This is a genomic window from Tardiphaga sp. 172_B4_N1_3 (assembly GCF_052076035.1).
Lineage (GTDB): Bacteria > Pseudomonadota > Alphaproteobacteria > Rhizobiales > Xanthobacteraceae > Tardiphaga > Tardiphaga robiniae.
Genome location: NZ_CP197238.1, coordinates 3456044 through 3479637, shown reverse-complemented (window position 1 = coordinate 3479637; position 23594 = coordinate 3456044). Strand labels below are relative to the sequence as shown.

Annotated in this window: 29 protein-coding genes and 1 pseudogene; 22 read left to right on the top strand and 8 right to left on the bottom strand. The window is 59.3% G+C overall.

All coding sequences use genetic code 11. From position 1 onward, the window contains the following. Positions 1-2: 2 nt before the first annotated feature. Together AB7783_RS16495 and AB7783_RS16490 are read right to left on the bottom strand one after the other, a co-directional pair. Positions 3-479, bottom strand: a pseudogene (locus AB7783_RS16495) (DinB/UmuC family translesion DNA polymerase); the annotation flags it as partial. Between the two features lie 52 nt (positions 480-531). Further along, positions 532-747 carry a hypothetical protein gene (locus AB7783_RS16490; RefSeq protein ID WP_441278233.1) on the bottom strand — a complete coding sequence of 72 codons (216 nt, stop codon included), beginning with the start codon at positions 745-747 and terminating at the stop codon, positions 532-534. 218 nt (positions 748-965) lie between these two features. On the opposite strand from AB7783_RS16490, the gene AB7783_RS16485 reads away from it, so the two are divergent. The 4 genes from AB7783_RS16485 (at position 966) to AB7783_RS16470 (ending at position 3922) form a co-directional block, all read left to right on the top strand. Then, positions 966-1202 (top strand): hypothetical protein, encoded by a 237-nt coding sequence (locus tag AB7783_RS16485; RefSeq protein ID WP_441278232.1) that lies wholly within the window; start codon positions 966-968, stop codon positions 1200-1202. 15 nt (positions 1203-1217) lie between these two features. Further along, positions 1218-1379, top strand: a complete 162-nt coding sequence (locus AB7783_RS16480) for a hypothetical protein (RefSeq protein ID WP_184511611.1) — start codon at positions 1218-1220, stop codon at positions 1377-1379. A 621-nt stretch (positions 1380-2000) separates the two neighbouring features. Then, on the top strand, positions 2001-2204 hold the full coding sequence (locus tag AB7783_RS16475) for a CsbD family protein (protein ID WP_441278231.1): 204 nt from the start codon (positions 2001-2003) through the stop codon (positions 2202-2204). A 992-nt stretch (positions 2205-3196) separates the two neighbouring features. Beyond that, the gene (locus AB7783_RS16470; RefSeq protein ID WP_441279709.1) at positions 3197-3922 is read left to right on the top strand and encodes a Crp/Fnr family transcriptional regulator; all 726 of its coding nucleotides are present in this window, start codon (positions 3197-3199) and stop codon (positions 3920-3922) included. 174 nt (positions 3923-4096) lie between these two features. Here AB7783_RS16470 and AB7783_RS16465 read toward each other — a convergent pair whose 3' ends face one another. Then, positions 4097-4276, bottom strand: coding sequence for a hypothetical protein (locus tag AB7783_RS16465; RefSeq protein ID WP_439059594.1), 180 nt, complete (start codon positions 4274-4276; stop codon positions 4097-4099). 426 nt (positions 4277-4702) lie between these two features. On the opposite strand from AB7783_RS16465, the gene AB7783_RS16460 reads away from it, so the two are divergent. The 9 genes from AB7783_RS16460 to AB7783_RS16420 all read left to right on the top strand — a co-directional run bounded on the left by AB7783_RS16460 (position 4703) and on the right by AB7783_RS16420 (position 8598). Further along, positions 4703-4978, top strand: a complete 276-nt coding sequence (locus AB7783_RS16460) for a hypothetical protein (RefSeq protein WP_439072818.1) — start codon at positions 4703-4705, stop codon at positions 4976-4978. A 98-nt stretch (positions 4979-5076) separates the two neighbouring features. Beyond that, on the top strand, positions 5077-5289 hold the full coding sequence (locus tag AB7783_RS16455; protein WP_141137210.1) for a hypothetical protein: 213 nt from the start codon (positions 5077-5079) through the stop codon (positions 5287-5289). 195 nt (positions 5290-5484) lie between these two features. After that, a complete protein-coding gene (locus AB7783_RS16450) occupies positions 5485-5988 on the top strand; it encodes a YciE/YciF ferroxidase family protein (protein WP_120293195.1) in 504 nt (167 codons plus the stop codon). Between the two features lie 338 nt (positions 5989-6326). Further along, positions 6327-6587, top strand: coding sequence for a hypothetical protein (locus AB7783_RS16445; RefSeq protein WP_441278230.1), 261 nt, complete (start codon positions 6327-6329; stop codon positions 6585-6587). A gap of 413 nt (positions 6588-7000) precedes the next feature. Further along, entirely contained in the window at positions 7001-7174 is a 174-nt protein-coding gene (locus AB7783_RS16440; RefSeq protein WP_120293199.1) for a DUF3606 domain-containing protein, read from the top strand. Positions 7175-7245: 71 nt separating this feature from the next. After that, on the top strand, positions 7246-7404 hold the full coding sequence (locus tag AB7783_RS16435) for a hypothetical protein (RefSeq protein WP_439072816.1): 159 nt from the start codon (positions 7246-7248) through the stop codon (positions 7402-7404). Next, entirely contained in the window at positions 7401-7625 is a 225-nt protein-coding gene (locus AB7783_RS16430) for a hypothetical protein (RefSeq protein ID WP_441278229.1), read from the top strand. The genes AB7783_RS16435 and AB7783_RS16430 overlap by 4 nt, the downstream gene beginning before the upstream one ends. 57 nt (positions 7626-7682) lie before the next feature. Then, positions 7683-7859, top strand: a complete 177-nt coding sequence (locus AB7783_RS16425; RefSeq protein ID WP_172980498.1) for a hypothetical protein — start codon at positions 7683-7685, stop codon at positions 7857-7859. A 472-nt stretch (positions 7860-8331) separates the two neighbouring features. Continuing rightward, a complete protein-coding gene (locus AB7783_RS16420; protein ID WP_439072815.1) occupies positions 8332-8598 on the top strand; it encodes a helix-turn-helix domain-containing protein in 267 nt (88 codons plus the stop codon). A gap of 281 nt (positions 8599-8879) precedes the next feature. Here AB7783_RS16420 and AB7783_RS16415 read toward each other — a convergent pair whose 3' ends face one another. The 3 genes from AB7783_RS16415 to AB7783_RS16405 all read right to left on the bottom strand — a co-directional run bounded on the left by AB7783_RS16415 (position 8880) and on the right by AB7783_RS16405 (position 11135). Next, on the bottom strand, positions 8880-9239 hold the full coding sequence (locus tag AB7783_RS16415; protein WP_439072814.1) for a hypothetical protein: 360 nt from the start codon (positions 9237-9239) through the stop codon (positions 8880-8882). A 395-nt stretch (positions 9240-9634) separates the two neighbouring features. Further along, positions 9635-10411: an SDR family oxidoreductase gene (locus tag AB7783_RS16410; RefSeq protein WP_441278228.1), complete on the bottom strand. Its 777-nt coding sequence runs from the start codon at positions 10409-10411 to the stop codon at positions 9635-9637. A gap of 25 nt (positions 10412-10436) precedes the next feature. Continuing rightward, entirely contained in the window at positions 10437-11135 is a 699-nt protein-coding gene (locus AB7783_RS16405) for a GntR family transcriptional regulator (protein ID WP_441278227.1), read from the bottom strand. A gap of 181 nt (positions 11136-11316) precedes the next feature. Between AB7783_RS16405 and AB7783_RS16400 the strand changes: the two genes are divergently transcribed. From AB7783_RS16400 to AB7783_RS16380, 5 genes are all read left to right on the top strand, one after another. Then, positions 11317-12573: an ABC transporter substrate-binding protein gene (locus AB7783_RS16400; protein ID WP_441278226.1), complete on the top strand. Its 1257-nt coding sequence runs from the start codon at positions 11317-11319 to the stop codon at positions 12571-12573. Between the two features lie 121 nt (positions 12574-12694). Further along, entirely contained in the window at positions 12695-13573 is an 879-nt protein-coding gene (locus AB7783_RS16395) for a branched-chain amino acid ABC transporter permease (RefSeq protein WP_068734877.1), read from the top strand. Positions 13574-13583: 10 nt separating this feature from the next. After that, positions 13584-16103, top strand: a complete 2520-nt coding sequence (locus tag AB7783_RS16390) for a branched-chain amino acid ABC transporter ATP-binding protein/permease (RefSeq protein ID WP_441278225.1) — start codon at positions 13584-13586, stop codon at positions 16101-16103. 8 nt (positions 16104-16111) lie between these two features. Then, complete coding sequence (locus AB7783_RS16385; RefSeq protein ID WP_441278224.1) at positions 16112-17059, top strand: 3-hydroxyacyl-CoA dehydrogenase; 948 nt, start codon at positions 16112-16114, stop codon at positions 17057-17059. Positions 17060-17094: 35 nt separating this feature from the next. Beyond that, a complete protein-coding gene (locus AB7783_RS16380; RefSeq protein WP_068734883.1) occupies positions 17095-18018 on the top strand; it encodes a 3-keto-5-aminohexanoate cleavage protein in 924 nt (307 codons plus the stop codon). 393 nt (positions 18019-18411) lie between these two features. On the opposite strand, the gene AB7783_RS16375 is transcribed toward AB7783_RS16380, so the two are convergent. Together AB7783_RS16375 and AB7783_RS16370 are read right to left on the bottom strand one after the other, a co-directional pair. After that, positions 18412-18585: a hypothetical protein gene (locus AB7783_RS16375; RefSeq protein WP_170849569.1), complete on the bottom strand. Its 174-nt coding sequence runs from the start codon at positions 18583-18585 to the stop codon at positions 18412-18414. Between the two features lie 281 nt (positions 18586-18866). Next, complete coding sequence (locus AB7783_RS16370) at positions 18867-19895, bottom strand: LacI family DNA-binding transcriptional regulator (protein WP_439079979.1); 1029 nt, start codon at positions 19893-19895, stop codon at positions 18867-18869. 107 nt (positions 19896-20002) lie between these two features. Here AB7783_RS16370 and AB7783_RS16365 point away from each other — a divergent pair, with 107 nt between their 5' ends. From AB7783_RS16365 to AB7783_RS16350, 4 genes are read left to right on the top strand one after another with little or no spacing between them, the layout of a single operon-like run. After that, the gene (locus AB7783_RS16365; RefSeq protein WP_439078121.1) at positions 20003-20893 is read left to right on the top strand and encodes a dioxygenase family protein; all 891 of its coding nucleotides are present in this window, start codon (positions 20003-20005) and stop codon (positions 20891-20893) included. A gap of 7 nt (positions 20894-20900) precedes the next feature. Next, the gene (locus AB7783_RS16360) at positions 20901-21647 is read left to right on the top strand and encodes an SDR family NAD(P)-dependent oxidoreductase (protein ID WP_441278223.1); all 747 of its coding nucleotides are present in this window, start codon (positions 20901-20903) and stop codon (positions 21645-21647) included. Positions 21648-21666: 19 nt separating this feature from the next. Then, complete coding sequence (locus AB7783_RS16355) at positions 21667-22551, top strand: 3-keto-5-aminohexanoate cleavage protein (protein WP_441279708.1); 885 nt, start codon at positions 21667-21669, stop codon at positions 22549-22551. A gap of 20 nt (positions 22552-22571) precedes the next feature. Continuing rightward, on the top strand, positions 22572-23591 hold the full coding sequence (locus tag AB7783_RS16350; protein WP_175366265.1) for a quinone oxidoreductase family protein: 1020 nt from the start codon (positions 22572-22574) through the stop codon (positions 23589-23591). The last annotated feature ends 3 nt before the right edge of the window (positions 23592-23594 follow it).

The following is a 23594-nucleotide window of genomic DNA, read 5'->3' as shown; positions in this document are numbered from 1 at the left end:
TGCTAGATTGGTAATTGGAACTGGGATTGCGCGTCGTCCCCCTTCGTCTGAAGTGTCGATAGCGAAACACCGAGAAGCCGCACGGCTTTCGGCAGTGGCATCGAGCGTTCGAGAAGCGATGCCGCGACCCGTTCGAGGTTTGATACGGCTGTCGGCATTGATTGGCTTCGTGACATGATCTCGAAGTCAGTGAACCTCACCTTCAGCGTGACGGTTCGCCCGCGGTTCCCTGTGTTCGCACAGTGTTGCCACACTTTGTCGACGAGGGGCTGCAGCGCGGCAATCATGGGGTCGAACTCGGTGAGGTCGTCGAAGAAAGTGTTCTCGGCGCCGATAGATTTCCGCATGCGGTTGGCGCGGACAGGACGCTCGTCGATGCCGCGTGATATCCAGTAGTAATAGGTCCCGGCTTTGCCGAAGTGCGCCTCCAGGAATGTCAGCGACTGGTTCCGGATGTCGAGGCCAGTCTGGATACCCAATGGGCCTTTATTCATCGCGTAGGAGTGGAGGGAACAAGAGCGGTCGCATTACTTAACCTTCATCGCTGCTTGGATTTTGGCTAATAATCAGTGATGAGAGCATAGCTCCAGCCTGAAATGGGAGCGCAATATGTGTACCAAGTGCATCGGACTGGAAGATCAGATCGCCCGATATCTTGGTTTTGCCAGGGGCGTAGACGCTTTGACGAGGGGGCGCATCTACGATCTGGTTTTGCATCTCCAGAATGATAAAGAAGCGATTGTACACGGCCAGGATGCTCTTCGGCCGCGGCTTCTTATGCTCACCTTGCCTGCACGCTTCTCGTTAGTTTATCTGACCGCCACGAGAAGAGCTTGGCGGGCCGGTTCGGGGATTGCCACGAGGCTGTTATTGGGGGCCCGACGCGGAACGAGTCAGGCAGCGCCACGTTCGACTGAAAAGGGCTTCATGAACAGATTGGCTTTGGTTCAATGCAAAAGATTATAATGATCAGCGCTACAGCGCTTCTCCTCGTCGGTGCCACGATGTCGTCGGCGTCCGCCGAAAAGTCCCGCCGGCACCACACTCAGCAGGGCGTCACCTCCGGTCAAGGCATGACCACCGGTACCGGCCGCACATATACTGGCGGCAATACCGCTCTGAAGGGCAACAGCGGCAATTCGGGGCAAGGGGACAACTCGCTGGGCAACATCAAGGGCGGCAACATCGGCGCCGGCAAGTAGCATTTCGGAGGGACCATGAGCAAAGAAAATCCCAAAGATGATCCCCGCACGGAGTCAGATTGGGCTCCGACGAAACAGACCGACAAGCCCTGGAAAGGCGTGCCGGAAAAGGAACAGTTTGCTCAGGACCGGGAAAAGCCGGACCTTGAAAAGTGGAAAAGGACCGACACTCATTGACGTTGCGGCGGACGTGCATCGATCTTTTCGATGGGTCGACGATTGAGCCGTCCGAGCAATATGCTCGGGCGGCTTCTTTGCGAAAATGGTTTCGCGTCTTATGGATGGATGTCCGCTAAACGGCGGCGTCGATCCTCTCCTACGGTCTGGCCCACGGCTCGGACACGTATGGGTGCTTCCGGCAACGGCATTCGCGACGTCTTCGGTGGGGGACCGTCATCCTCATCAAGGGATCGGAGAGCTGCGAGAATATCACCAATCCTAACAGTCTCATGGGAGCCTGGAATTTGGCGTAGCCATGGCTTCCCTTCGACAGTAAACGCATCCGATGCCCAAGCGGCTAGGATGCATCGCTTTTGCAGCGTGTCTAAGAAGGGATTGGCAAGAACCTCCCGCGGGTGCGAGAAGGTGCTGGCGAGTAGAGAATTTGCGTGGATTTCATTCATCGACATGGCAGCGCTTGTCATGCTGGGCCTCCTAACTCCTTTCGTTTAAAGGCGATTATCGATGTAGATTTTCGCTGCTTTCGGTCAAGGGGTGACGCTAAAATTTTCGGGGCGCTTCTCAGACTGGCGGGCGCTGTCTTAGTGTCGCACGGGAAACTAACAAGGGAGAGAAAAAATGGATTGGAACAGGGTCGAAGGAAATTGGAAACAGATGAAGGGCAAGGTCAAGGAGCGGTGGGGCAAGCTCACTGACGATGACCTCGACGTCATCAACGGCAAACGGGAGCAACTCGAGGGTCGTCTTCAAGAGCGTTATGGCTACGCCAAGGACCAGACCACGAAGGAAGTCGACGACTGGTATGGACGTCAGAGTTGGTAATCAGAACGTACTTCGCTCCAAAGTTGTTCCACGTTCACTTTTCGAGAACAGGATTGAGCGAGTTGCCTCAATCTAACGGCTGATGGATTTGCGGTCGGAGTTAACGCAGGATGACAGCGACCGAATCTTGACCCCAGAAGCCTCGCTTCGGTCGGCCCGGCGGTAGAGCGACCTACCCGCCAGGCCTTTAAGCAACAATGTTCCCTAACGTTGCTGTTCGAGCAACCAAGACAACACCCTCCAGTATCGACAAGCCGGTCAGGCCCGACGCGCACTTGCCTAGCTCCCAAGGACGTTAATCTTCGATCGCAGGCTTCTGCTGCCTCAACTTGCGCGTTGAGCCTCGGTCGAGGACATTTCGGAAGTCTGACATGGAAGGCACCAGACGCGATTACATCGCCAGCATGTTGGAGACGACGCCGTGGGTGGCAAGGATCCGGGTGGCAAAACGGCGAAGGTGCACCGCAAAAAAACATTGAGATCCGCTCTCGGTAATTCGTCTCAAATGAGACGATGTCACCTCCTGGCTTGTGGTTCCATCCCGAGGAACCGTTGGAGGAACCGACATGAATGAGCGTCAGCTGATAACCCGCGCATGGCAAGATGCGGACTTGGAGAAGCTCAAACAGTTACATGCAGAGGGGGCTACGCTACTACGAGCATGTGCGGCTATGAAGCGACCAATGGCTTCCGTCAAAAAACGTGCTCGTGAACTTGGCCTGCATTTCGCAAGTGTTCGAGAAGTTCGGCGAGAGATCAGCGCTCGCGAGCAAACCCAATGACAGTTATTGGGTCTTCAGCGCCGAAATGCCCAAAGTGCAATCGCAAGATGACGTCATCTGAAAAGGGAGATTTGGAGTTTAGATGCGCGAGGTGCGAGGTCGATCCGATGGAGCGCAGCAAGGGCTGGCTTTCGAGCGAGTTGAAGCCACCGTCAAGATGACTAGGATGCTGAGCGCAGCCGAACAGGTTCAGCCGCGTAGGAGGCTACAATCGACCCTCTAGTCGTCCTTATAAACAAACTGAAAGAGCACTCGCACCTGAGCCAAGAGGACCTTTTGGAGATCCGCCGGCTGCCGTGCTCTGTCCGCGAATTGGATAGTCATGAGGACTTCATTCGGCAAGGCGATCGACCCAAGGTGTCCGCAATCGTCGTCGAAGGAATGCTGGCTCGCTATCATCTCCTGCCGAACGGCGCACGCCAGTATTTGTCCTTTCATCTCGCTGGCGACATGCCGGATTCACAGTGTCTTTTCATCGAGGTGATGGATCATGCCGTCTGCGCGATCGGCAAGGCCGTCGTCGCCTCGGTCCCGCATCGGGACTTGATGAAGTTATTCGATAGTAGACCAAAGGTTGGCGCTGCAATCTGGCGTGAAACCCTGATCGACGCAGCCATCTTCCGTGAAGCGATCACGAACAATAGCGCGCGGTCCGCCCCTGCCCGCATGGCTCATCTCTTCTGCGAACTCTTCTACCGATCGCGGGCTTCCGGCTTAACGCGTGACGATACGTGTATTCTGCCGATAGGTCTTAATCAGCTGGGAGAGGCTCTCGGGCTGTCGCTAGCTACCGTAAACCGCGCTTTGGCCAACCTTCGAGACACCGATCTTGCCGACCTCAAGAGCGGGTCTCTCACCATCAGAAATTGGGCGGGTCTGGCGGACTGCGGCGAGTTCAATCCTCGCTACTTGCATCTGCGACGCGAGCCGTTCTGACATCGCGAATGTCAACGAACAGCACAATGGCGGCACCTATGCCAATCTCAAGACCGCTGTCGAGTTTGTAGAGAGGCTGCACAACGCGATCACGGTTCTTAGCATCTCGCAAGCTCCCTTGTTCTGTGTGAGCCAAATCAGAACACCAGAAGATCGTCCTTCGGTAGGAAGGCTTCACTGGATCTTCCGATTTCCGGCCTCCGTCAGTTTGACCTGGTCGTCCACGATTTCGACGAGGCCCATCTCCAGGAGTTCGCTGAGTTGGTGTTCCGTGATCGGGGACAGCTTCAGCCGGCCGCCACCGATATCGCGGAGCGTCCAGTCGAGCTCGAAATCGTCTCTCCAGTATTTCATCTGGTGGGACCGTCGCCGGCAGAGGTTGAAAAATTAGAAGCTCGCCGGATCGTCCGCGCGGCCTTTCACTATCTAATTCCGAAAACCAACGTAGAGACCAATCATGGTGATGGCCGATACCAAGATGAAGCAAAAAAGCCCCCACGCGATAATCGTGGCTTCATCTGGGGTATTCCGATTGGTCTTCTGAAGAACGTTCAATGGTCTCTCCCTGTAATCTCTATCGTCAACGCTCGCATTTTGAAGCGAACTTGTGCAAAGCGTAGCGACGGTAGATCGCAGGGTCCAGAATGAATTGATGGTGCGCTGCAGCGCGGCGCGTCACAGCGGGTTGCCCATTTCGGTAGCCGCCGTAAGCACCGCAGCTCCCATTGAAGGAACTAAAACACCAAATGCACGATATAGGAGAAAACAAAGGAGGTCGTCATGTTGATGGAAGATGGAATTGCCGGACGGCCAGTCGCCAGCGCACCGCCATTGGTCGCGCAGATGGTCGACAAGCGAACAATTCTTGAGATGGAGATAGCCCTTACCAAAGCGTGCGAGGTCTTGCCGCGCGAGTTGGACAACCACAAGAACCGCTGTTTCGTCGCCAAGAAAATACTGAAGCGCGTGAATGCGGGTGAGCGCACGTTCGGCGGCATGGTGTCCGCGGGGATGGCGGCGGTGGAGACGCTACGGCGCAGGCAAGAGCAGGTTTGACGGCGTTTCCTGAACAATCATTCAGGAAATTTATCCTGAGACGACGGAACGGCCCCTATAGTCGCGCATTCAATCTCCGCTCATCAAAGGAGAAGATAATGCGCAAAGTTCTTTTGGCTATCGCTGCCTTCGCTACCATCGGCATCGCTGTTCCTGCCGCTACTTCACAGGCTGATGCTCAGACCGTAGTGGTGCGGCATGGCGGCGGCCATCACGGCGGCTACCATCGCGGTCATCGTGCCAACAAGGTTGTTATCGTGAAGCGCGGTCATGGTCACATGCATCGTGGAATCCACCACGGCCATCGCTGAACGCGTTGCTCTTCAAAACAAAAGGCTCCCTCCCGGGGGCCTTTTTCGTTGGGCGCTATCAAGGGTAACTGAACAAAGGCCATCGCGTTTTGGAAAGAAGAGCGCAGCTCCTCATCGGAACTTAAGTTCCAGCGGTCTGTTGGGCTGGCGTGATAAGCCGCCCCAGCTCACCAGGGCTACTGGAGGAAATTTCCCATGGCCAAAAAGCCGAAGCTTCTTGCCGACCTTTTCCATGACACGCTCAAGGATGTCTATTTCGCCGAGAAGAAGATTCTCGCCACGCTGCCGAAGATGGCAAAAGCCGCACAATCGAAAGAACTCAAGGCCGCCTTTCTGAAGCATCAGAAGGAGACCGTTGGTCAGATCAAGCGGCTCGAAGGCGTGTTCAAGATATTCGGCAAGAAGCCGACCGCCAAGAAGTGTGAAGCCATCATGGGTATTACCAAGGAAGGCGCAGAGATCATGACCGAATACAAGGGCATGCCTGCTCTCGATGCCGGCCTTGCTGCTGCGGCACAGGCGGTGGAGCACTATGAGATCTCCCGCTACGGAACGCTGGCGACCTGGGCGAAGGAGCTGGGGATGCCTGAAGCTGTCTCGCTTCTCGATGCCACGTTGAAGGAAGAGAAGGCCACCGACGTTGCGTTGACCGCGCTGGCCAAATCTGTCGTCAACGTCGAAGCAGAGCAAGATCTCTAAGGCTAAATGTCCGGCTCCGTCACTGGAGCCGGACTACGTAAGTCCTCCCACCCGTCGAAGAAACCTTTAGCGCAACAGTGGCTTATGTTTTCGCTGAAATGGAGAGCGAAAATGCGCCAAGGTACGTCGTTTCGGTTGATGGCATCCGATGCAGCGAAACAGGCAAAAGAAGCCACGGACCAGGCTGAAGCTCTCCGGCTTTTACAGATGGCACACTACTGGATCTCAGCTGCAGACAACGAGGACTGGCTGAATGCCAACTCGATCCATCATCCGGTAAGATCACCTAGCTCCGACTGAAAACTGAGAAATTTCGGAACGATAGGAAGTAGCGGGACTTGACTTCGACAACTGTCGCACGTGGCGACGGTGAACGGGTGGCTGTGGCCATCAGAAAGCTCGCCATGAACATCCCGGCCGTCGACCGCGCCATCGATATTTATGGCGCTCTCTCAGGACATTCGGAAGCACCGGGCGTCCGCGCCCAGCTTTCCCAGCATCTTGACCAACTGCACAGTGAGGGGGAGACCGATCATCACCGCCTTACGGTGCATGGCCTCTCGTTCCTTCGGCAAAACGATCTTCAGCGCAACAGCTAGCCGCGCTGCATAGCTCGCTGCTTCTGCAATGATTTACGGAGCGTCGCTTTCGCAGAGTGAGCACGTTCCTTGTCGCTCGCCGATTTCTTGATCGGACGAAATGGGCCGGTCTTGGAATTTCCGGCCATCGGCATTGTCGGCATCATCTGCGAGCAGGATTCCGACTGGGAAGGTTGAAGGCCCATAGGGGCCGATGTCCGTGTGCGCTTGGGCATATTTCTCAACCCGCCACTCAACCCAAAGTTCATTCGTGCAGATCAAGCGGCGGCAAAAAGACACCTCGTCCCTTTAGAAGGCCGGCATCAGTACCGCGAAGAGGCGCGGCGACCTACCGCGGCGGCCGCCATACTGGCCGCGCCGGAACAAGAAAGTCAGAAATGCGTTCCTTTAGGCATCAAACACTGGAGGATGCCATGGACGATCTGAAGAACAAGGGGCAGCCGGATCGCAGCAAGATCAACATGCACGAGGCGCATGAGGTCAAGTATTGGACCAAGGAGCTCGGCGTGGATAAAGACAAGCTGCAGAAGACGGTCGCCAAGGTCGGCAACTCAGCCGCCGCAGTTCGCAAGGAGTTGGCAGCCTGAGCCAGTCAACGGAATCCCTGCACGAGCAATCTGTAAAGATCGCGCTGGATTACCTGGCGGGGGTTGGCCGCTTGCGCGACCTGCAAGAAGCGTTTGAATTTATTGGAAAGCATGTCGCGTACCAGATCGGGCAGGGAGTCGTCAGTCCTCTGCTGCTGTCGAACCAGGCGATTGCAGCCTACGAGCGCAATAGGGAAAAGACGCCGCTTCGGTTGGTGGAGTATGAGTGATGATGCCGCTAATCCGGCCTTGGTCGGCCGAAGAAAGTGAAAAACTTAAAGCCATGGCTGAAGCGGGTGCATCGCCGATCAAAATTGCTGCGGCCATGAAACGTAATGTGCAGGCCGTCAGACGTCAGGCGAATCGATTGGGGATCTCTTTGCCCACAACGCGAGAGACGCGCAAACGACAGCGTGCGTTAGAGGCGGACGCCACAAGGTCTTCAGCATGACATCGCAAATAGGAACAAGCTGCGCGTTCGGTAGTTGCTCGGGAAATGGAGGTTCCCATGCTTACAGACGATCAACTGATGGTTCTGCGGGAAATCGATAACGCCTTTGCTTTTGACGATACAGCGAAGGCTGAAGAGTTGGTGCTGGACGGCTATGTCCAGAAGGACGGCGACCTTTATCAGCTCACGCCGAAGGGTGAGAAAAGCCTGCTCGACAATGGCGTCTCAGCATAGACTGCATCGTGAAGGGATCCAGACCTCACACAGAGCTCAGGGAGGACGACGAGGCGCTCCGGGACCGGTCGTCGCTCCAGGGGCGCCAAATTACATCGCACAATTGAGGGACATTGAGCCAACCGAAAGCTGCCGGGTTCTGCGACTATGGCTAAGCACGATGTTGCCGACGATAGGTTTAGTTTGCCCCCTGCACCGTATCGGTCACAACTAGCCCTCCGCAACTTCACAGGAGGCTGTGAGATAGCATAGATCTCGGTAGGCAAGCATGACAGCCGCCATGCCCGTCGCGACTCATTGTTGTGGCTGATGCGGTCAGTGAAAATTCTCCTCACCGCCGTTGATGTCCGGATATGCTCGAAAAGTCCGTCGAAGTACGCTGTTGTACGCGAGGGCTCTCGGTTGCTCGCATTGACGTTGCTCGTCGCGCGGTCAACTCTCGCCGTCGAACGCTTTGCGATTGGGAGGCTTCGTGAGATACAGACGTCGAGAGAAGAACAGAGGACAGCAGTCACAGGCTACTCCATGCCTTCCAAAATCCGCTGAACCGCAGACGATTGCATTCTCCCAGCGGTTCACCTGTACGATCGACGAAGCATGTGAGGCGACCGGTTTGGGACGCACGAAGCTTTACGAACTGATAGGAGCGGGACATCTCGCGACCACAACGGTCGGACGTCGGCGACTTGTGGCAGTACAATCACTTCTGTCGCTTCTTAAAGCGAACATGTCGGCGTGATGAGGCTACTTAAGTGGCGCGGCTACATTTCGGTTCGTGTTTTCCTTCACACTCTCACTCTGAGGAGGCGACCGTTCTCCCTCAACAGGTCAAGCGCGTCGGCCCAAAAACGCATCATCCGAACACGCTCCTGCCAGAGTTCGACGGCGTGGGTATAGGCGCTACGGATTTCGTTCGCGCGGCAGAGCCAAATTTGTAGAGGTCGATTCTCGCCTATTTTAAATCAGCGTCGCGGGTGCTCGGCCAGATGGGTATTAGTTGATCAAGATATCGGGCAATGTTCACAGGCCCGTCGTGTCCGAAGCTGCGAAGTGTGCGATCCTACCGAAGCCAGTTGGTGGGTCTGAGCCTGTCCAACGCTTCGAGTATGCCACGAGCGCTACTGGACGCGGCGGTGATCGGGGGCGCCACGCCTCCCCTTCGAAGTGCTGGTCCACCTTGTTGCTGAAGCCGTCCCAAGTGACCTGATCGGCCTCCTTTAACTGTTCGCTACTATCCATATCGAAGCGGTTTTTGGCGAAGCACGCTCCCAGGTGATCGGTCTCATCGAAAAGCAACGCCCTACCCATATCGGGAATGGTGCCGTAGTCTGCCTGCCGGTGGTGCTGGTCGACGATATCCGCCCGCGGGCGGCCGGGCATTCGTTGTCCCGGCAAAACTCAGTCAACATTCGCAAATTGTTGGTATCGACGTTGGTAGCGTCTCGGATCAACCTAAAAAATCATGTGTCTTGTCAATATTATAGCTTTGCAATGCGGAGCCGCCCCTGGGCACCATCTCATTGAAGATATCTTTCCCTTCAATAAGTTAAACCCTATCAGTGCGTTGCGCTTGCCCGACTGCCTAACAAGGGTGCGCAACGATGCTGTTTCGGGCGGTACGTCCAATGAAGCGGAAAAGCTCGCGTTCTGCCTATTTCGTGCAGTGCGCTCCGGCCGACATAAAGCATCGGCTTCGCGGTGTCCGTACCTGACCCACTGCGAACTTAGTTTTGCAGTCTCGTCAGTTGGCTTGCTCGAGTCTTGAGCGTCGACGGCTAGCCCAGCATTTGGGTGTCGCCGCAGATCGAAATAGCCTGGCCCGAGATCGTGCGCCCGCGCGGGCTGGCCAGGAACAGGATCTGGTCGGCGATCTGCTCTGGCGTGACGTAATCCTTGATCGACGTATAGGAGAACGCCGTTTTCTCCATCTCCGCAAAGGAAATGCCGCGCTGCTGCGCCTTGGCTTCCAGCACGCGTCGCTGGCGATCGCCGGCGACGAGGCCAGGCAGGATCGCGTTGACGCGGATGTTGTCGGGGCCGAGCTCGATGGAGAGCGATTTCGTGAAGCCGATGACGCCCCATTTCGCTGCGGCATAGGGCGAGCGCATCGCGAAGCCCACGCGGCCAGCCGCCGAGGACAGGTTGACGATGGAGCCATTGCTGCTCTGGCGTAGCAGCGGCACGGCGAGGCGCGTGCAGTTGAATTGCCCGGTCAGGCAGATGTTCAGGCAGCGATCCCAGTCATCGGGGTGCATCTCTTCGACCTTGGCGGTCGGGCCTGCGACGCCGGCATTGTTGACGAGGACATCGAGGCCGCCGAGTTTGGCTGTTGCCTCATCGAACAGCCTTTGAACTGACGCACGATCAGCAACGTCGCAATGGGTCTGGGTGATTGTGGGATCACTCGCTGTGAGTGTGGCAAGAGCAGCCTGGTCCACATCGCAGACATGAACGCGTGCGCCTTCACCGGCAAAGGCGCGTGCGATGGCCAGGCCGATTCCGTTGGCGCCCGCGGTAACGATGACGCGCAAACCCTTGATGTTGAGATCCATGGTGGCTCCGGGGACTTTGTGAGGACTAGGCGGCGAGGCCGCCGCGCGACAGGATGAAATTGGCAGCGCTGGTGATATCGGCAGCGATCCCGACTTTGGCAGCTTCGGCATCACCGATCTCGATCGCCTTGCGAACGTCCGCATGAAACCGGATGGCTTCACCCTTGGCGAGACGATCGGGATTGCCGCGCAGATCGAGATTGATGACGGGGCCAGCCTTGAGCCAGAGCGCACGGATGATCTCGACCAGGATCGGCGACTGCGCGGCCTCGTAAACGGCAAAGTGAAACGTCTTGTTGAGTTCGACGGCGCGCGGCAGGTCGGGTGCCTTCATTTCGCTTTCTGCGCGCATGGCCGCTTCTGCGATCGCGATGGAAGCGAGATTGCTGTCGCCACGTAGTCGCGCTGCTTCTGCTGCGGCATGACCCTCGATAGCGATACGTACCTTCGTCAGATCGCGAAACTGCGTGGCCGACATCACGGGCACGCGCACGGCACGGTTTGCCGCGACTTCCAATGCCTTGTCGGCGACGAGTCGTGATACCGCCTCGCGCACCGGCATGATCGACACGCCGAGCACCTCGGCGGCCATACGCAATGACAGCTTTTCGCCAGGCGCGAGCCTGCCCGAGATGAGCAAATCCGCCAGTTGCGCGTAAGCGCGCTCGCCAAGCGTCTGGCGGTCGAGCGGCTCCACAAGGGTCAGCGCAGTCGGCAGGTTCAACGCAGTCTCCGGGTATCGTCGCGAAATTACAGGGAGGGACTCGACAAAGTCCGTGTCTTTTGCAACTCTAACTGTGATCACAGATCACGGCAAGCGGACAAAGCCCTCTCGACAGAAGAGTGCGGCGCCTGCCGGAGGGGAAACAGCCGCGCCGCGCGGCCGTATCAGGGAGACGAATCTGATGTCGAACACCAATCAATTCACCCGCCGCAGTCTGCTGAAGACCGCGGGTGGTCTCGCACTTGCTTCCGGCCTCTCTGCGCCATCGGTCCTGAGCGCGCAGACCTCCGACGTCATCCGCATCGGCCATCTCACGCCGCGTACCGGCTTTCTCGGCCCGCTCGGCGAATATGGCGTGATGGCCATCGATCTCGCTGTTGAGGAGATCAATGCCGCTGGCGGCATGATGGGGCGCAAGGTTGAACTGCTCAAGGAGGACTCGATCAATCCTCAGACGGCCTCGACCAAGGCGGAGCGCATGATCGAGCGCGACAAGGTCGCCTGTATCATCGGCGAAATTTCTTCGGCATCGTGTCTGACCATCGCGCAGGTCGCCACGCGCAACAAGACGCTGTTCATCAACACCGGCGGAAATTCCGATGCGCTACGCGGCAAGGACTGCCAGCGCTATATGTTCCACGTCGAGTCGCAGAACTCGATGTATGTAAAGACGGTCGGCCGCTCATTCCTGCGCGATGGTCTCGTGAAGGGCAAGAAGTGGTACTCGCTCACGGCCGACTATGCCTTCGGCCATGACCTTCTAAGCGTATCGAAGCGCTTCATGCAGGCCAATGGCGGTAATTTCGCTGGCGACGACCTGGTGCCCACCGACGCCACGGACTTTTCTGCCTATCTCCTCAAGATCCGCGAGGCCAAGCCTGATCTCGTGGTGATCAATCTTGCCGGCAACCAGATCACCAACTTTCTCAAGCAATATGCCGAATTCGGTCTGACTTTTCCGGTCGGCGGTTTCGGCTTCGACACGGCTCTGGCCTGGGCTGCAGGCAAGGGCAATTTCGTCGGCACCTGGCCTGTGGTCTGGCATCATCTGCTGGACACGCCCGGCAGCAAGGCCTTCGTCGCTGCCTTCACCAAGAAGTACAACAAGCCGCCGGAGAATCAGGCCTGGGGCGACTACATCGCCACGAAGATCGTGGCGCAGAGCATCAACGAGCTGAAATCGGCCGAGTCGCCGAAGATCATCGAGCATTTCGAGAAGGGCGCGAAGTTCGATCTGCTGAAGACACGTCCCGGCTACTTCCGCGCATCGGATCATCAGCTGATGCACGAAATGTATGCGGTGACGGCACTGCCTGCAGACAAGATCAAGAACCAGTGGGACATCTTCTCATCGAGCCCGGCCGTCCCGGGGCCGGATGAACCGCTCGAGGTGATTGCGTCCACCCCGGAAGAGAACGTCTGCAAATTCCCGAGCTAGTAACAATGTCGGCGTTTCGCCTTCGGGCGAGACGCCGACATTCTGCTCGCGAAGTTGCTTTCGTCTTGCCCTTCCGACCCCTGTCAGATGCGCGTCAGCGCGCGACTGCGGAGCCCATATCATGTCCGCCATGTTGCTCACCCAGCAGATCCTCAACGGACTGCTTGATGGTGTCTATTATCTTCTGATTGCGCTTGGCCTGTCGCTGATCTTTTCGCTCGGCGGCATCGTGAATCTCGCGCATGGCGCGTTCTATGCGATCGGCGCCTATCTTACCCTTGTCATTTCGCCCTATCTCGGCTTCGGCGGTGCATTCGTCGTGGCGCCCGTTGTCGTTGCGCTGCTCGGTGTTGTCATCGAGCGGACGTTGTTCCGGCGCTTCTATCGGTCAGATCCCATTCTCTCGCTGCTGCTGACTTTCGGGCTCGCGATGGTCGCCGAGCAGGCCTTGCGCATGATCTTCGGCGCGCCGCCTTTGTCTTATTCGATCCCGCCAGCGCTGCGCGGTCAGGTCGCGATCGGAAGCTTCATCTATTCGTTCTATCGCGTGGTGCTGCTCGGCATTGCCGTGGCCTGTGTGGTCGGGCTCTGGGTGCTGCTGCAGAAGACCTCATTCGGCCGCGTGGTCCGGGCTGGCGTTCAGAATCCTGACATGGTCGGAGCGCTCGGCATCTCGCTACAACCTTACATGTCGGTGGTGGCTGCGCTGGGTATTGGTCTTGCGGGACTCGCGGGCGTGTTGCTGGCGCCGATCTATTCGATCCATCCGGCGATGGGGCAGGAGATCATCACCCCCGCCTTCGTGGTGGTCGTGATCGGTGGCCTCGGCTCGTTCTGGGGCGTGGTAATCGCTGCGCTGCTGGTCGGATTGGTCAAGGGCGTCATGGTCGGCATCGGCTATTCGGCGGCGTCCACGGCGGCGATCTATTTGTTGATGCTTCTGGTGCTGCTGTTCCGGCCGCGCGGCTTGTTCGGCGAACGCATCATGCGGTTCGAGTAAGGCGATGCCAATGTTGAATCGTCTTCCCGTTCCATTGCTGATCGCGGGCGTCGGCTTGCTCATCCTGCCGCCGATCTTGCTGGCGCTCGGATTGACTGTGACGTCGGCGACGGAGATCGTCGTCTTCGCACTGGCCTGCATGGCCCTGAATATCCTGGTGGGGCACACCGGTCTCGTCTCGTTCGGTCATGGCGCCTGGTTCGGCCTCGCGGCCTATGCGGCAGCGCTGATCCAGCGCAACTGGATGCCGAATTCATTCGTCGGGCCGACGCTGCTTGCGCTTGTCGTGGTGGCCATCACGGCGGCTGCCTTTGGCTACCTGATCCTGCGCCGCCGCGGCGTGTATTTCTCGCTGCTGACGCTGGCGCTCGCGGCGATGCTCTACAGCGTCTCCTTCCGCTGGACTGACGTCACCGGTGGCGAGAACGGGCTTGGCGGCATCACCCGGCCGGCACTGCTTGGCTTCGACCTCGATGCGGGTGCGACCTATTATTGGTTCGTGGCGCTGATCGCGTTTCTCGTGCTGATCCTGCTGTGGCGCTTCCACAATTCCACGGTCGGTTCGGTGCTGGTGGCGATCCGCGAGAACGAACAGCGCGCGCGCTTCCTCGGCTATCCCACCAATCGCTACAAGCTCGCCGCCTTCGTGCTGTCGGCTACCATCACCGGGCTGGCCGGCATTCTGCTGCTCTACAAGAACCGTATGACGTCGGCGGATCCCATTTCGGTGGCGTTCTCTGGCGAGCTTCTGGCCATGGTCGTGATCGGCGGCATGCGCAGTTTCCTCGGGCCGGCGCTCGGTGCGCTGTTTTTCATTCTGTTTCGTGAGTTTCTCGGCATCTATTCCGAGAACTGGTTGTTCTGGTTCGGTCTCGTTTTCGTTGGCTTCATCATCTTCTCGCCTACCGGCCTAATCGGTATGGGCGAGCGGCTGATCGCGCCATTCCGCAAGAAAGTGGAAGAAGACGCGGCAATGTCGGCGCGGCGCATCGAAGTGCTACCACTGCCGGAGTTTTTGCGACCGAAGTCGTCAGTCGACGGAGCGGTACTCGCTGCCAGCCATATCGTGAAAAGTTTCGGTGGCATCAAGGCCGTGCAGGGCATCGATATCGCCATCGCCGATCGCACGCTGCATGCGCTGATCGGCCCGAACGGTGCCGGCAAGACCACGGCGTTCAATTTGCTGTCGGGTATGTACAAGCCGGATCAGGGAAGCGTGTCGCTGATGGGCATGCCGATCGCAGGCCATACACCGGAAGATATTGCAAGGGCCGGCATTGGGCGTTCGTTCCAGATTACCAACCTGTTTCCCGCGCTCAGTGTTGGCGAAAATATCCGCCTCGCGGTGCAAGCACGGCATCCGCGGCGCTTCGATCCCGTGACCAACGCGCTATCGATTAGCGCAATCAACGCGGAGACCGATGCGGTGATCCGCTATCTCGGCCTCGCTGGAATCGAGAAGGCAGAGGCAGGCATGCTGTCTTACGGCGGCCAACGCCTGCTCGATATGGGCGTCGCGCTGGCTACAGCGCCGCGCGTCCTGTTGCTTGACGAACCGCTTGCAGGCCTCGCTGCTGCCGAACGTGAACGTATCGGTGCGATCATCAAGCGCATCTCGACCGATTTACCGGTCCTGCTGGTCGAGCATGACATCGATCGGGTGTTCCAGCTGGCCGACCACGTCACCGTCATGAATGAGGGACGCGTATTGCTGGATGGCTCCGTCGAAGAGGCGCGGTCCAGCCCGAAGGTGCAGGAAGTCTATATCGGGTCGGGCACGACGGCTGTGGCTGCGCGCCCCCGCGAGACCGCGGCGGGGGCGAAGCCGCTGCTGACGGTGAAGAATGTCGATACGTTCTATGGCAAGAGCCATATTCTCAACGACGTCAATTTTACCCTGCACGAGAACGAGATCATCGCACTGCTCGGGCGCAATGGCGCGGGTAAGTCGACCTTGCTCAAGTCGTTGATCGGGATCGCGCCGGCATCGAATGGCTCTATTCAACTGGCAGGCAGCGAGTTGATCGGCCTGTCGTCTGCGGAAGCCGCGCGGCTCGGCATCGGCTACGTACCGCAGGGACGCGCCTTGTTCGCAGGCATGACCGTCGAGCAAAATCTCGAACTTGGTGGTCTCAAGCGGCAGACTGGCAATGGTGTGCATTGGACCCGCGAGCGCATCTACGACTATTTCCCCCGCATTCGTGAGCGTCTCGACAGTCCCGCCGACTATCTGTCAGGCGGCGAGCAGCAGATGGTGGCCGTGGCGCGCGCGTTGTCGGGCGACGTCCGCGTCTTGTTGCTGGATGAGCCATTCGAAGGATTGGCGCCCGCGGTCGTGGAGCAGTTGTTTGAAACCTTTGACCGGCTTCGCAAGGAAATTGCCATCATCATCGTCGACCATAATCTCGATCTGGCTTTGGCTTTGTCCGATTCGACGGTGGCGCTGGAACGGGGCAAGGTAATTCATCAGGGGCCGTCGAAGGCCCTGCGTGACGATCTCGATCTGCGCCGCAAGGTGCTGTGGCTGTGAGAACATCAATGACACTAAACAATCGACATGTAGCGATCGTCGGCGTTGGCTTGATCGGACGCGCCTGGGCCGCGATTTTCGCGCGCGCTGGATGGACCGTGCGGCTGACAGATCCGCATCGCCCGACGCTGGATGCTGCGCCCGGGCTTATTCGCGATGAACTGCATGCGCTCGCCCGCCACGGACTTGCCAATGACCCCGACGGCGCCGCCGCGTTCATCTCGATAGCGGAAAGTCTGGCCGATGCGGTGAAGAACGTTTCCTTCGTACAGGAGAATGGCCCGGAGAACGTCGATCAGAAGATCGCCATCTTTTCCGAGCTGGATCGTCTTGCGCCTCCGGATGCACTGCTCGCATCATCCACCTCGGCAATCGTCGCCTCTCGCTTCACGGAAGCGCTTCCGGGGCGCGCGCGCTGCCTCGTCGGTCATCCCGTCAACCCGCCGCATCTGGTGCCGCTGGTCGAACTATGCGGCGCATCCTGGACCTCGCAGGGGACTATCGACCGCGCGCGTGAAATCTATCGCGAGATTGGGCAGGTCCCCGTGACCGTCAACCGCGAGATCAACGGTTTTATCCTCAATCGGCTGCAGGGCGCCTTGCTGGCGGAAGCGTTCCGTCTGGTCGGCGAAGGCTATGTCTCCGCGGAGGATCTCGATCACACTGTGAAGGACGGTCTCGGTCTGCGCTGGTCGTTTCTGGGCCCGCTGGAGACCATCGAGCTCAATGCGCCCGGCGGCATCCCCGATTACTGCGCGCGCTACACCGGTTTCTACAAGGAGCTGGCCGCTGCATCGGCAGGGCCGGAGGTTTATCAAAGCCCGAATGTCGACCGGGTGATAGCGGCCTGGCCGCATCAGCCGTCGCCCGACCGAATTGCGGCGCTCACACAGCAACGAAACGAACGCCTCGCTGCGCTCGCGGCCCATAAGGCCGCGCAGGGCGAAAAATCCTGACTACACCATCTCTTAACAGCAAGACGGAGACTGACATGAGCCGCAAAGTCATCATCACCTGCGCCGTGACGGGCGCTATTCATACGCCCTCAATGTCCAAGGCATTGCCGGTGACGCCGCAGGAAATCGCCGACGCTGCCGTGGATGCGGCGGAAGCCGGCGCCGCCATCGTGCATCTGCATGCGCGCAACCCGAAGACCGGGCAACCCGATCAAAGTCCCGAAGCCTTTGCGCCGTTTCTGAAGATCATCAAGCAGCGCACCAATGCGGTGATCAATCTGACCACCGGCGGTGCGCCCACCATGACGGTGGATGAACGCGTACGGCCTGCCGCGGTCTACAAGCCGGAAGTGGCGTCGCTCAACATGGGCTCAATGAATTTCGGGTTCTTCGGGATGCTGAACCGCTTCAAGAAGTTCGAACATGATTGGGAATTGAAGCACCTGCAGAACAAGGACATCGTGTTCCGCAATACATTCCAGGACATTGAGTATGTGCTGAAGACGCTGGCGGAGACGGGCACGCGCTTCGAGTTCGAATGTTACGACACTGCGCATCTCTATAATCTGGCCTACTTCCTCGAACAGGGGCTGGTGAAGCCGCCGCTGTTCATCCAGACGGTGTTCGGTTTGCAGGGCGGTACAGGTGCACATCCCGAAGATGTGCTGCACATGAAGCGCACGGCGGATCGGTTGTTCGGCGACAAGTATGTCTGGTCGGTGCTCGGCGCCGGTCGCAATCAGCTGCCGATCGCGGCGATGGCCGCGGCCATGGGTGGCAATATCCGCGTCGGTCTGGAAGATTCGCTGTGGGCGGCGCCAGGTCGCATGGCCTCCTCGAATGCCGAGCAGGTCACGCTCGCGCGCAAGATCGTCGAAGGCTTGGGTCTTGAGATCGCGACCCCGGATGAAGCGCGCGAGATGCTTGATCTGAAGGGTGGAGACAAGCTGGAGGTCTAAGCTATCCCTGGAGGAGGCGGACAGTGCAAGAGATGTCCGCCTGCTCTGCTTTGGGGGAACCCTGCTGGCGAATGCCCGCTTCTGACACAAAGTCGACGTGATGCGTTACCGCTCCTGGCGCAAGGCGGACATTTGGCGCGCTGGACGTTGCGCGGATCGCATACTTTATCATTCATGAATTTGGCATTTCTCAACCAAATCTCTCCGTATGGTTCTGTTCACCATCCGCTTTAGGGAAGTAGCGAGCCGCATAAGAGATGCTGCGTCATGTTCGAAGATCAACTTCGACAAGGAGGCGTCAATGGCCCTTATCATTATGCCGTTTTTGGTGACCGCAGCGGCTGTCGGTATGTTTGTCCTGGCAACTGAGCGCACCAATGACAAACAATGCGGTTAGGCGCGCGGCTGGTCAGATTTAGAAATCTCCGGCTGATTGGAGAGCAACTGAACAGCTTCTGAGATCAACAAGGCTACATCGCTTAGATCCAGGCGTTGGGCCCGGCCTCGCATGATGTGCAGATCGTTTTTCAACAGGATAAGTTGAGCGCGGCGAGAAACATCGGGCATTTTACGTTCCCTAGCGTGGGAACCGCCCAGCTTCTTCATATGAAATGTGGAATAGCGCCGCATTACTGCAGATGAATGTTCAATGCATCTCATATGACGTCAGATCTGTCATGCAACTCGCTCCGGTCTGATCACTCGCTTGTTATCTTTTGGGCGTAGCCGCTTCTGGATTGGCCGAATTGATAAGGAAAGTCGGAGGGGTGTATGCGAGTCTGCCGTTGGTTCAAAGCGAGGGGCAAACCAGAATCACGCTGGCTCAATTAATCAGATCCAACGCTGGCTTATCGCGAGATCCTTGGTGGCTGTGTCGAGCGGCGCACGACGAGCAGGGGCGCTGTGACGACATAAGGCGCATCGCCGCGGACGCCTTCGATCAGGTCGAGCAGGAGTTGGCCGGTCTGTTCACCCATCTCGCGGTGGCTGATGCGGATCGTGGACAGCGGCGGATCCACCAGATCAACCAGCGGCATGTCGTTGTGACCGATCACTGACAGATCTTCTGGACATCGCCGGCCCGTTTCGCGCAACGCTTCATAGATGCCGAGCGCGAGGAGATCGTTGGCTGCGACGATGGCGGTGGCCTCAGGCTGTCGTGCGAGCAGTCTGAGTGCGGCAGCGCGTCCTGCCTCGCGCGTGAATGCTTCAGCCTCTTCGATGTCATTGTCGGCCGGCGCGAAACCGGCTTCGTGCATTGCCTCCAAGAAACCGCGGCGGCGAAGCGATCCGGTCGATAGCATTTGCGGGCCGGCGAGGTGGAGGATGTGGCGATGTCCAAGTTCGAGAAGATGCGCAACCGCGAGCCGCATGCCGGCCACATCGTCCGAGACCACCGAAGGCACACGCGCCTCAGCCTCCGCGCGATTGACAAGCACGACTGGGACTTTCCAACTCAGACAACGCTCGATCGAATTATCCTTGAGCGCGACATTCGCCAGCACGAGGCCATCCACGCGGCGCGCCACGAGCCGTTGAACGATGTCGTCGGTGCCCGTCCGTTGCGGTTGCGGGTCGGCGACAATCAGCGCGTAGCCGCGCGCCGATAGCACGTCTTCGAGGCCGCCGATGATCGGCGAGAAGACGGGGTTCGCGATGTCCGGGACGATGATGCCGACCATGTTCGAACGGCCACTGCGCAGACTCGCGGCCACCGTGTCCGGGCGGTAACCCAGCCGCTCCGCTGCTTCCAGAATCCGGCGCACGACCGGCTCGCCGATCCGTCCGCGGCGGGCAGGGTCGAGCGCGCGCGATACGGTGGAGGGGTGCACTCCCACCTCGCGCGCCACGTCTTTGATTGTCGTCATCCCTGCCACGATCTCCAAACTAGCTGGTGCGGTTGACTTGCGCAATCGATTGCACTAAATGTGCAATCGATTGCGCAGCGTGGACAGCCAAAAAATCGCAATGTGAGGGAGTGTCGATGATCATCACGCGTCAGGAGGATGTGACCGACGTTGTGCTTGCCGCGATGAGCGGTGCGCCGAACGAGCGGTTGCGCACGGTCATGGCCGCTTTCGTTCGTCATCTGCACGAATTTGCCCGCGAGGTCCGGCTGACCGAGGCGGAGTTCGAATTCGCCATCGATTTCCTCAACCGGATCGGCCAGACCACCAACGACAGCCATAACGAGGGCGTGTTGTTCAGCGATGCAGTCGGGCTCTCGACGTTGGTCTGCCTGTTGAACAACGGCCAGGACGGCGCGAGCGAGACCGCCGCAGCGTTGCTAGGGCCGTTCTGGCGGGCGAACGCTCCGCGTGTGGAGAATGGTGCCTCGATCTTGCGTTCGCCGACGCCCGGTGCGCCACTGTTCGTCGATTGCCGCATCACCGACGCACTGGGAGCGCCGCTCCCGGGTGTCAGCGTTGATGTCTGGCAGGCCTCGCCGTCGGGAATGTACGAAAACCAGGACGCGGGTCAGGCTGACATGAATTTGCGCGGCGTGTTTGAGACCGATGCGAATGGCCGCTTCGCGTTCCGCTCGGTCAAGCCTGCTGGCTATCCGGTGCCGACCCATGGTCCGACCGGGGAGATGCTGGCCGCGCAGCGCCGGCATCCGTTCCGGCCGGCGCATCTGCATGTGCTTGCCTTCAAGCCAGGCTTCAAGACGCTGATCACGCAGATCTTTGTCGATGACGACGAGCATCTGGAGAGCGACGTCGTATTCGGCGTGACGCGTGCGCTGATTGGCGATTTCCGCAAGGGCGAAGGCGCGTCGCCAGCGCCGGATGTCGCTGGCGAATGGTTCAGCCTCAACTACACATTCGTCATGGAGCCCGGCGAAGCCGTCCTCCCGCATCCTCCCATCAAGTGAGCTGTCGATGTCGGATATTCTCGCTAACAAGGTAGCCGTGGTGATCGGCGGTTCGGGCGGCATCGGCGCCGCAGCCGCGCAAGCTTTGGCAGCCGAAGGTGCCCGTGTCGTCGTGACCTGGCGCTCTGGCGAAGCAGCCGCCAACGCGTTGCTGGCCGGCCTTCCGGGCGAAGGCCATCTCGCCAGACGCGCGGTAATTGAAGATAGCGCAACGCTGACGGCGCTTGCCGGCGAGGTGGAGCGAGCGTTCGGCCGCTGCGATATTCTCGTCAACACCGCCGGCTACACCAAGCCGATCCCGATCGGCGATCTCGACGCGTTGACCGACGATTTCATCGACGACATGTTCAAGGTGAACTGGCGCGGCCAGTTCGCGGCCATCCGCGCCTTCGCGCCGCTCCTCAAGGCGAGCGGCGACGGGTTGATCGTCAACGTGTCGTCGATCGCGGGGCTGAATGGCGTCGGCTCCAATCTGGCTTACGCGGCGATCAAGGCCGGCATCGACACCATGACCAAGTCGCTCGCGCGGGCGTTGGCGCCGGCAGTGCGCGTGATGGCGGTGTCGCCGGGCGTGGTGGCCACTGACTTTGTGCCGGGCCGCGATGCGGCCGCGCTTGAAAAGGTCGCGGGAACCATTCCGCTCAAGCGTGTTGCGACGGCCGAGGATGTCGGCCGCGCAATTGCGGCCTGCGCCACCCACCTGACCTATTCCACCGGCTCGCTGATCGTCGTTGACGGCGGCCGAGCGTTATAAGGAGAGATTGATGCGCCCGATGCTCGACAAGATCGTCATCACTTGCGCCGTCACCGGCAATCTGACGCGGCCGGACCAGACCCCGCATCTGCCAATCACGCCGGAAGAAATCGCCGACGCCTGCCTCGGTGCCGCAGAAGCCGGCGCGGCAGTCGCGCATATCCATGTGCGCGAGCCCGGCACCGGTGCACCGTCGATGAAGCTCGAATATTATCAGGACGTCGTCGGACGCATTCGCGAGCGCAATCGCAACCTGATCCTGAATATCACCACCGGTCCCGGCGGTCGCTTCGTGCCTTCGCAGGACGATCCCAAGGTCGCCGCCGCTGGCACCACGCTGATGAACCCGGAAGAACGCGTCGCCCATATCACGGCGCTGAAGCCCGACATCTGCACGCTCGATCTCAATACCATGAATTCCGGCGGACAGGTGGTGATCAACACGCCCGGCAATGTGCGCCGCATGGCCAAGGTCATCCGCGAGGCGGGCGTGAAACCCGAGATCGAACTGTTCGATTCAGGCGATATCGCGCTGCTGCACGATCTCCTCGCCGACGGTACGCTCAGCGGCCCGGCGCTCACCTCCTTCGTGATGGGCGTGAAATACGGCTTCCAGCCGTCGCCGGAAACGGTGCTGTATGCGCGCGGTCTGCTGCCGCGGGATGCGCATTTCACGGCTATCGGCATCGGCCGCTCCACATTTCCCATGGTGGCGCAATCGGTGCTCGCCGGCGGTCATGCCCGCACCGGTCTGGAAGATGCGGTGATGCTCGGCCGCGGCGTACTGGCGTCGTCGAACGCCGTGATGGTGGACAAGGCACGCCGCATCATCGAAGAACTCGGCGCGCAGATCGCGACGCCTGCTGAAGCACGCGCGCTGTTCGATTTGCCGGGCGCCGCATAACACAGCATTCGAGGACTGAAATGACTGCAGCCGCCAAGACTTCCTCCAGCGTCACCGCAACATGCCTGCGGGTCGCCGCCAAGGCTGATCGCATCGAGAATGTGGCGCTCGGCATCGAGCAACGCACACTCGCCTGCGCCAGGTCAGGCGATGCGCTGGTCGAGATAAGGGCCGCCGCGATCAATCCGTCGGACGCCAAGGCGACGCTCGGTCTGATGCCGCATGCGGTCTTCCCCCGCACGCCCGGCCGTGACTTCGCCGGAGTCGTGATCGATGGGCCGACCGACCTGATCGGCAAGGAAGTATTCGGCTCGTCCGGCCAACTCGGGATCGGCCGCGACGGCACCCATGCCACGCATCTGGTGGTGGAAGCGTCTGCGCTGGTCGAGAAGCCGATCAATATCAGCCTCGCGGAGGCGGCCGGCATCGGCGTGCCATTTGTCACCGCGCAAGAAGGTTTTCGCCGCAGCGGCATGCCGAAGCCCGGCGAGACGGTGTTGATCCTCGGTCTGAACGGCAAGGTCGGTCAGGCGGCGACGCAGATCGCGTCATGGCAGGGCGCTCGCGTGATCGGCGTCGTCCGCAAGGACGAGCTATATGCTGGCCATGCCCATGGCGAGGTGACCGTCGTCGATTCCAGCCGCAATGACGTCGCCGCGACCGTGCGCGAACTCACCGGTGGCAAGGGCGCGGACATTGTCTACAACACAGTCGGCGAACCGTATTACGACGCCGGCACGAAATCGCTCGCGCATCTCGGCCGCCAGATCTTTATTGCCTCCACCAAGGCCACCGTGCCGTTCGATATCTTCGCCTTCTATCGCGGCAAGCACACCTTCTTCGGTGTCGACTCGCTGTCGCTGTCATCGCCGGAAGCCGGCGAGATACTGCGTGAATTGGTGCCGGGTTTCGCCAGCGGCGCATTGAAGCCGTTTCCGATTAAGCCGGACGCGATCTACCCGTTGGAGCGCGCTGCAGAGGCCTATGTCGCCGTGCTCGGCTCCTCGCGCGATCGTCTTGTTTTTCAGCCTAACGGGTGAAGC

Coding starts and splice junctions, on each gene's coding strand:
- AB7783_RS16485 (WP_441278232.1), top strand. CDS start 966: ATGATCAGCGCTACAGCGCTTCTCCTCGTCGGTGCCACGATGTCGTCG.
- AB7783_RS16480 (WP_184511611.1), top strand. CDS start 1,218: ATGAGCAAAGAAAATCCCAAAGATGATCCCCGCACGGAGTCAGATTGG.
- AB7783_RS16475 (WP_441278231.1), top strand. CDS start 2,001: ATGGATTGGAACAGGGTCGAAGGAAATTGGAAACAGATGAAGGGCAAG.
- AB7783_RS16465 (WP_439059594.1), bottom strand. CDS start 4,276: ATGAAATACTGGAGAGACGATTTCGAGCTCGACTGGACGCTCCGCGAT.
- AB7783_RS16460 (WP_439072818.1), top strand. CDS start 4,703: ATGTTGATGGAAGATGGAATTGCCGGACGGCCAGTCGCCAGCGCACCG.
- AB7783_RS16455 (WP_141137210.1), top strand. CDS start 5,077: ATGCGCAAAGTTCTTTTGGCTATCGCTGCCTTCGCTACCATCGGCATC.
- AB7783_RS16450 (WP_120293195.1), top strand. CDS start 5,485: ATGGCCAAAAAGCCGAAGCTTCTTGCCGACCTTTTCCATGACACGCTC.
- AB7783_RS16440 (WP_120293199.1), top strand. CDS start 7,001: ATGGACGATCTGAAGAACAAGGGGCAGCCGGATCGCAGCAAGATCAAC.
- AB7783_RS16425 (WP_172980498.1), top strand. CDS start 7,683: ATGCTTACAGACGATCAACTGATGGTTCTGCGGGAAATCGATAACGCC.
- AB7783_RS16415 (WP_439072814.1), bottom strand. CDS start 9,239: ATGCCCGGCCGCCCGCGGGCGGATATCGTCGACCAGCACCACCGGCAG.
- AB7783_RS16410 (WP_441278228.1), bottom strand. CDS start 10,411: ATGGATCTCAACATCAAGGGTTTGCGCGTCATCGTTACCGCGGGCGCC.
- AB7783_RS16400 (WP_441278226.1), top strand. CDS start 11,317: ATGTCGAACACCAATCAATTCACCCGCCGCAGTCTGCTGAAGACCGCG.
- AB7783_RS16395 (WP_068734877.1), top strand. CDS start 12,695: ATGTCCGCCATGTTGCTCACCCAGCAGATCCTCAACGGACTGCTTGAT.
- AB7783_RS16390 (WP_441278225.1), top strand. CDS start 13,584: ATGTTGAATCGTCTTCCCGTTCCATTGCTGATCGCGGGCGTCGGCTTG.
- AB7783_RS16385 (WP_441278224.1), top strand. CDS start 16,112: ATGACACTAAACAATCGACATGTAGCGATCGTCGGCGTTGGCTTGATC.
- AB7783_RS16380 (WP_068734883.1), top strand. CDS start 17,095: ATGAGCCGCAAAGTCATCATCACCTGCGCCGTGACGGGCGCTATTCAT.
- AB7783_RS16375 (WP_170849569.1), bottom strand. CDS start 18,585: ATGCCCGATGTTTCTCGCCGCGCTCAACTTATCCTGTTGAAAAACGAT.
- AB7783_RS16365 (WP_439078121.1), top strand. CDS start 20,003: ATGATCATCACGCGTCAGGAGGATGTGACCGACGTTGTGCTTGCCGCG.
- AB7783_RS16360 (WP_441278223.1), top strand. CDS start 20,901: ATGTCGGATATTCTCGCTAACAAGGTAGCCGTGGTGATCGGCGGTTCG.
- AB7783_RS16355 (WP_441279708.1), top strand. CDS start 21,667: ATGCTCGACAAGATCGTCATCACTTGCGCCGTCACCGGCAATCTGACG.
- AB7783_RS16350 (WP_175366265.1), top strand. CDS start 22,572: ATGACTGCAGCCGCCAAGACTTCCTCCAGCGTCACCGCAACATGCCTG.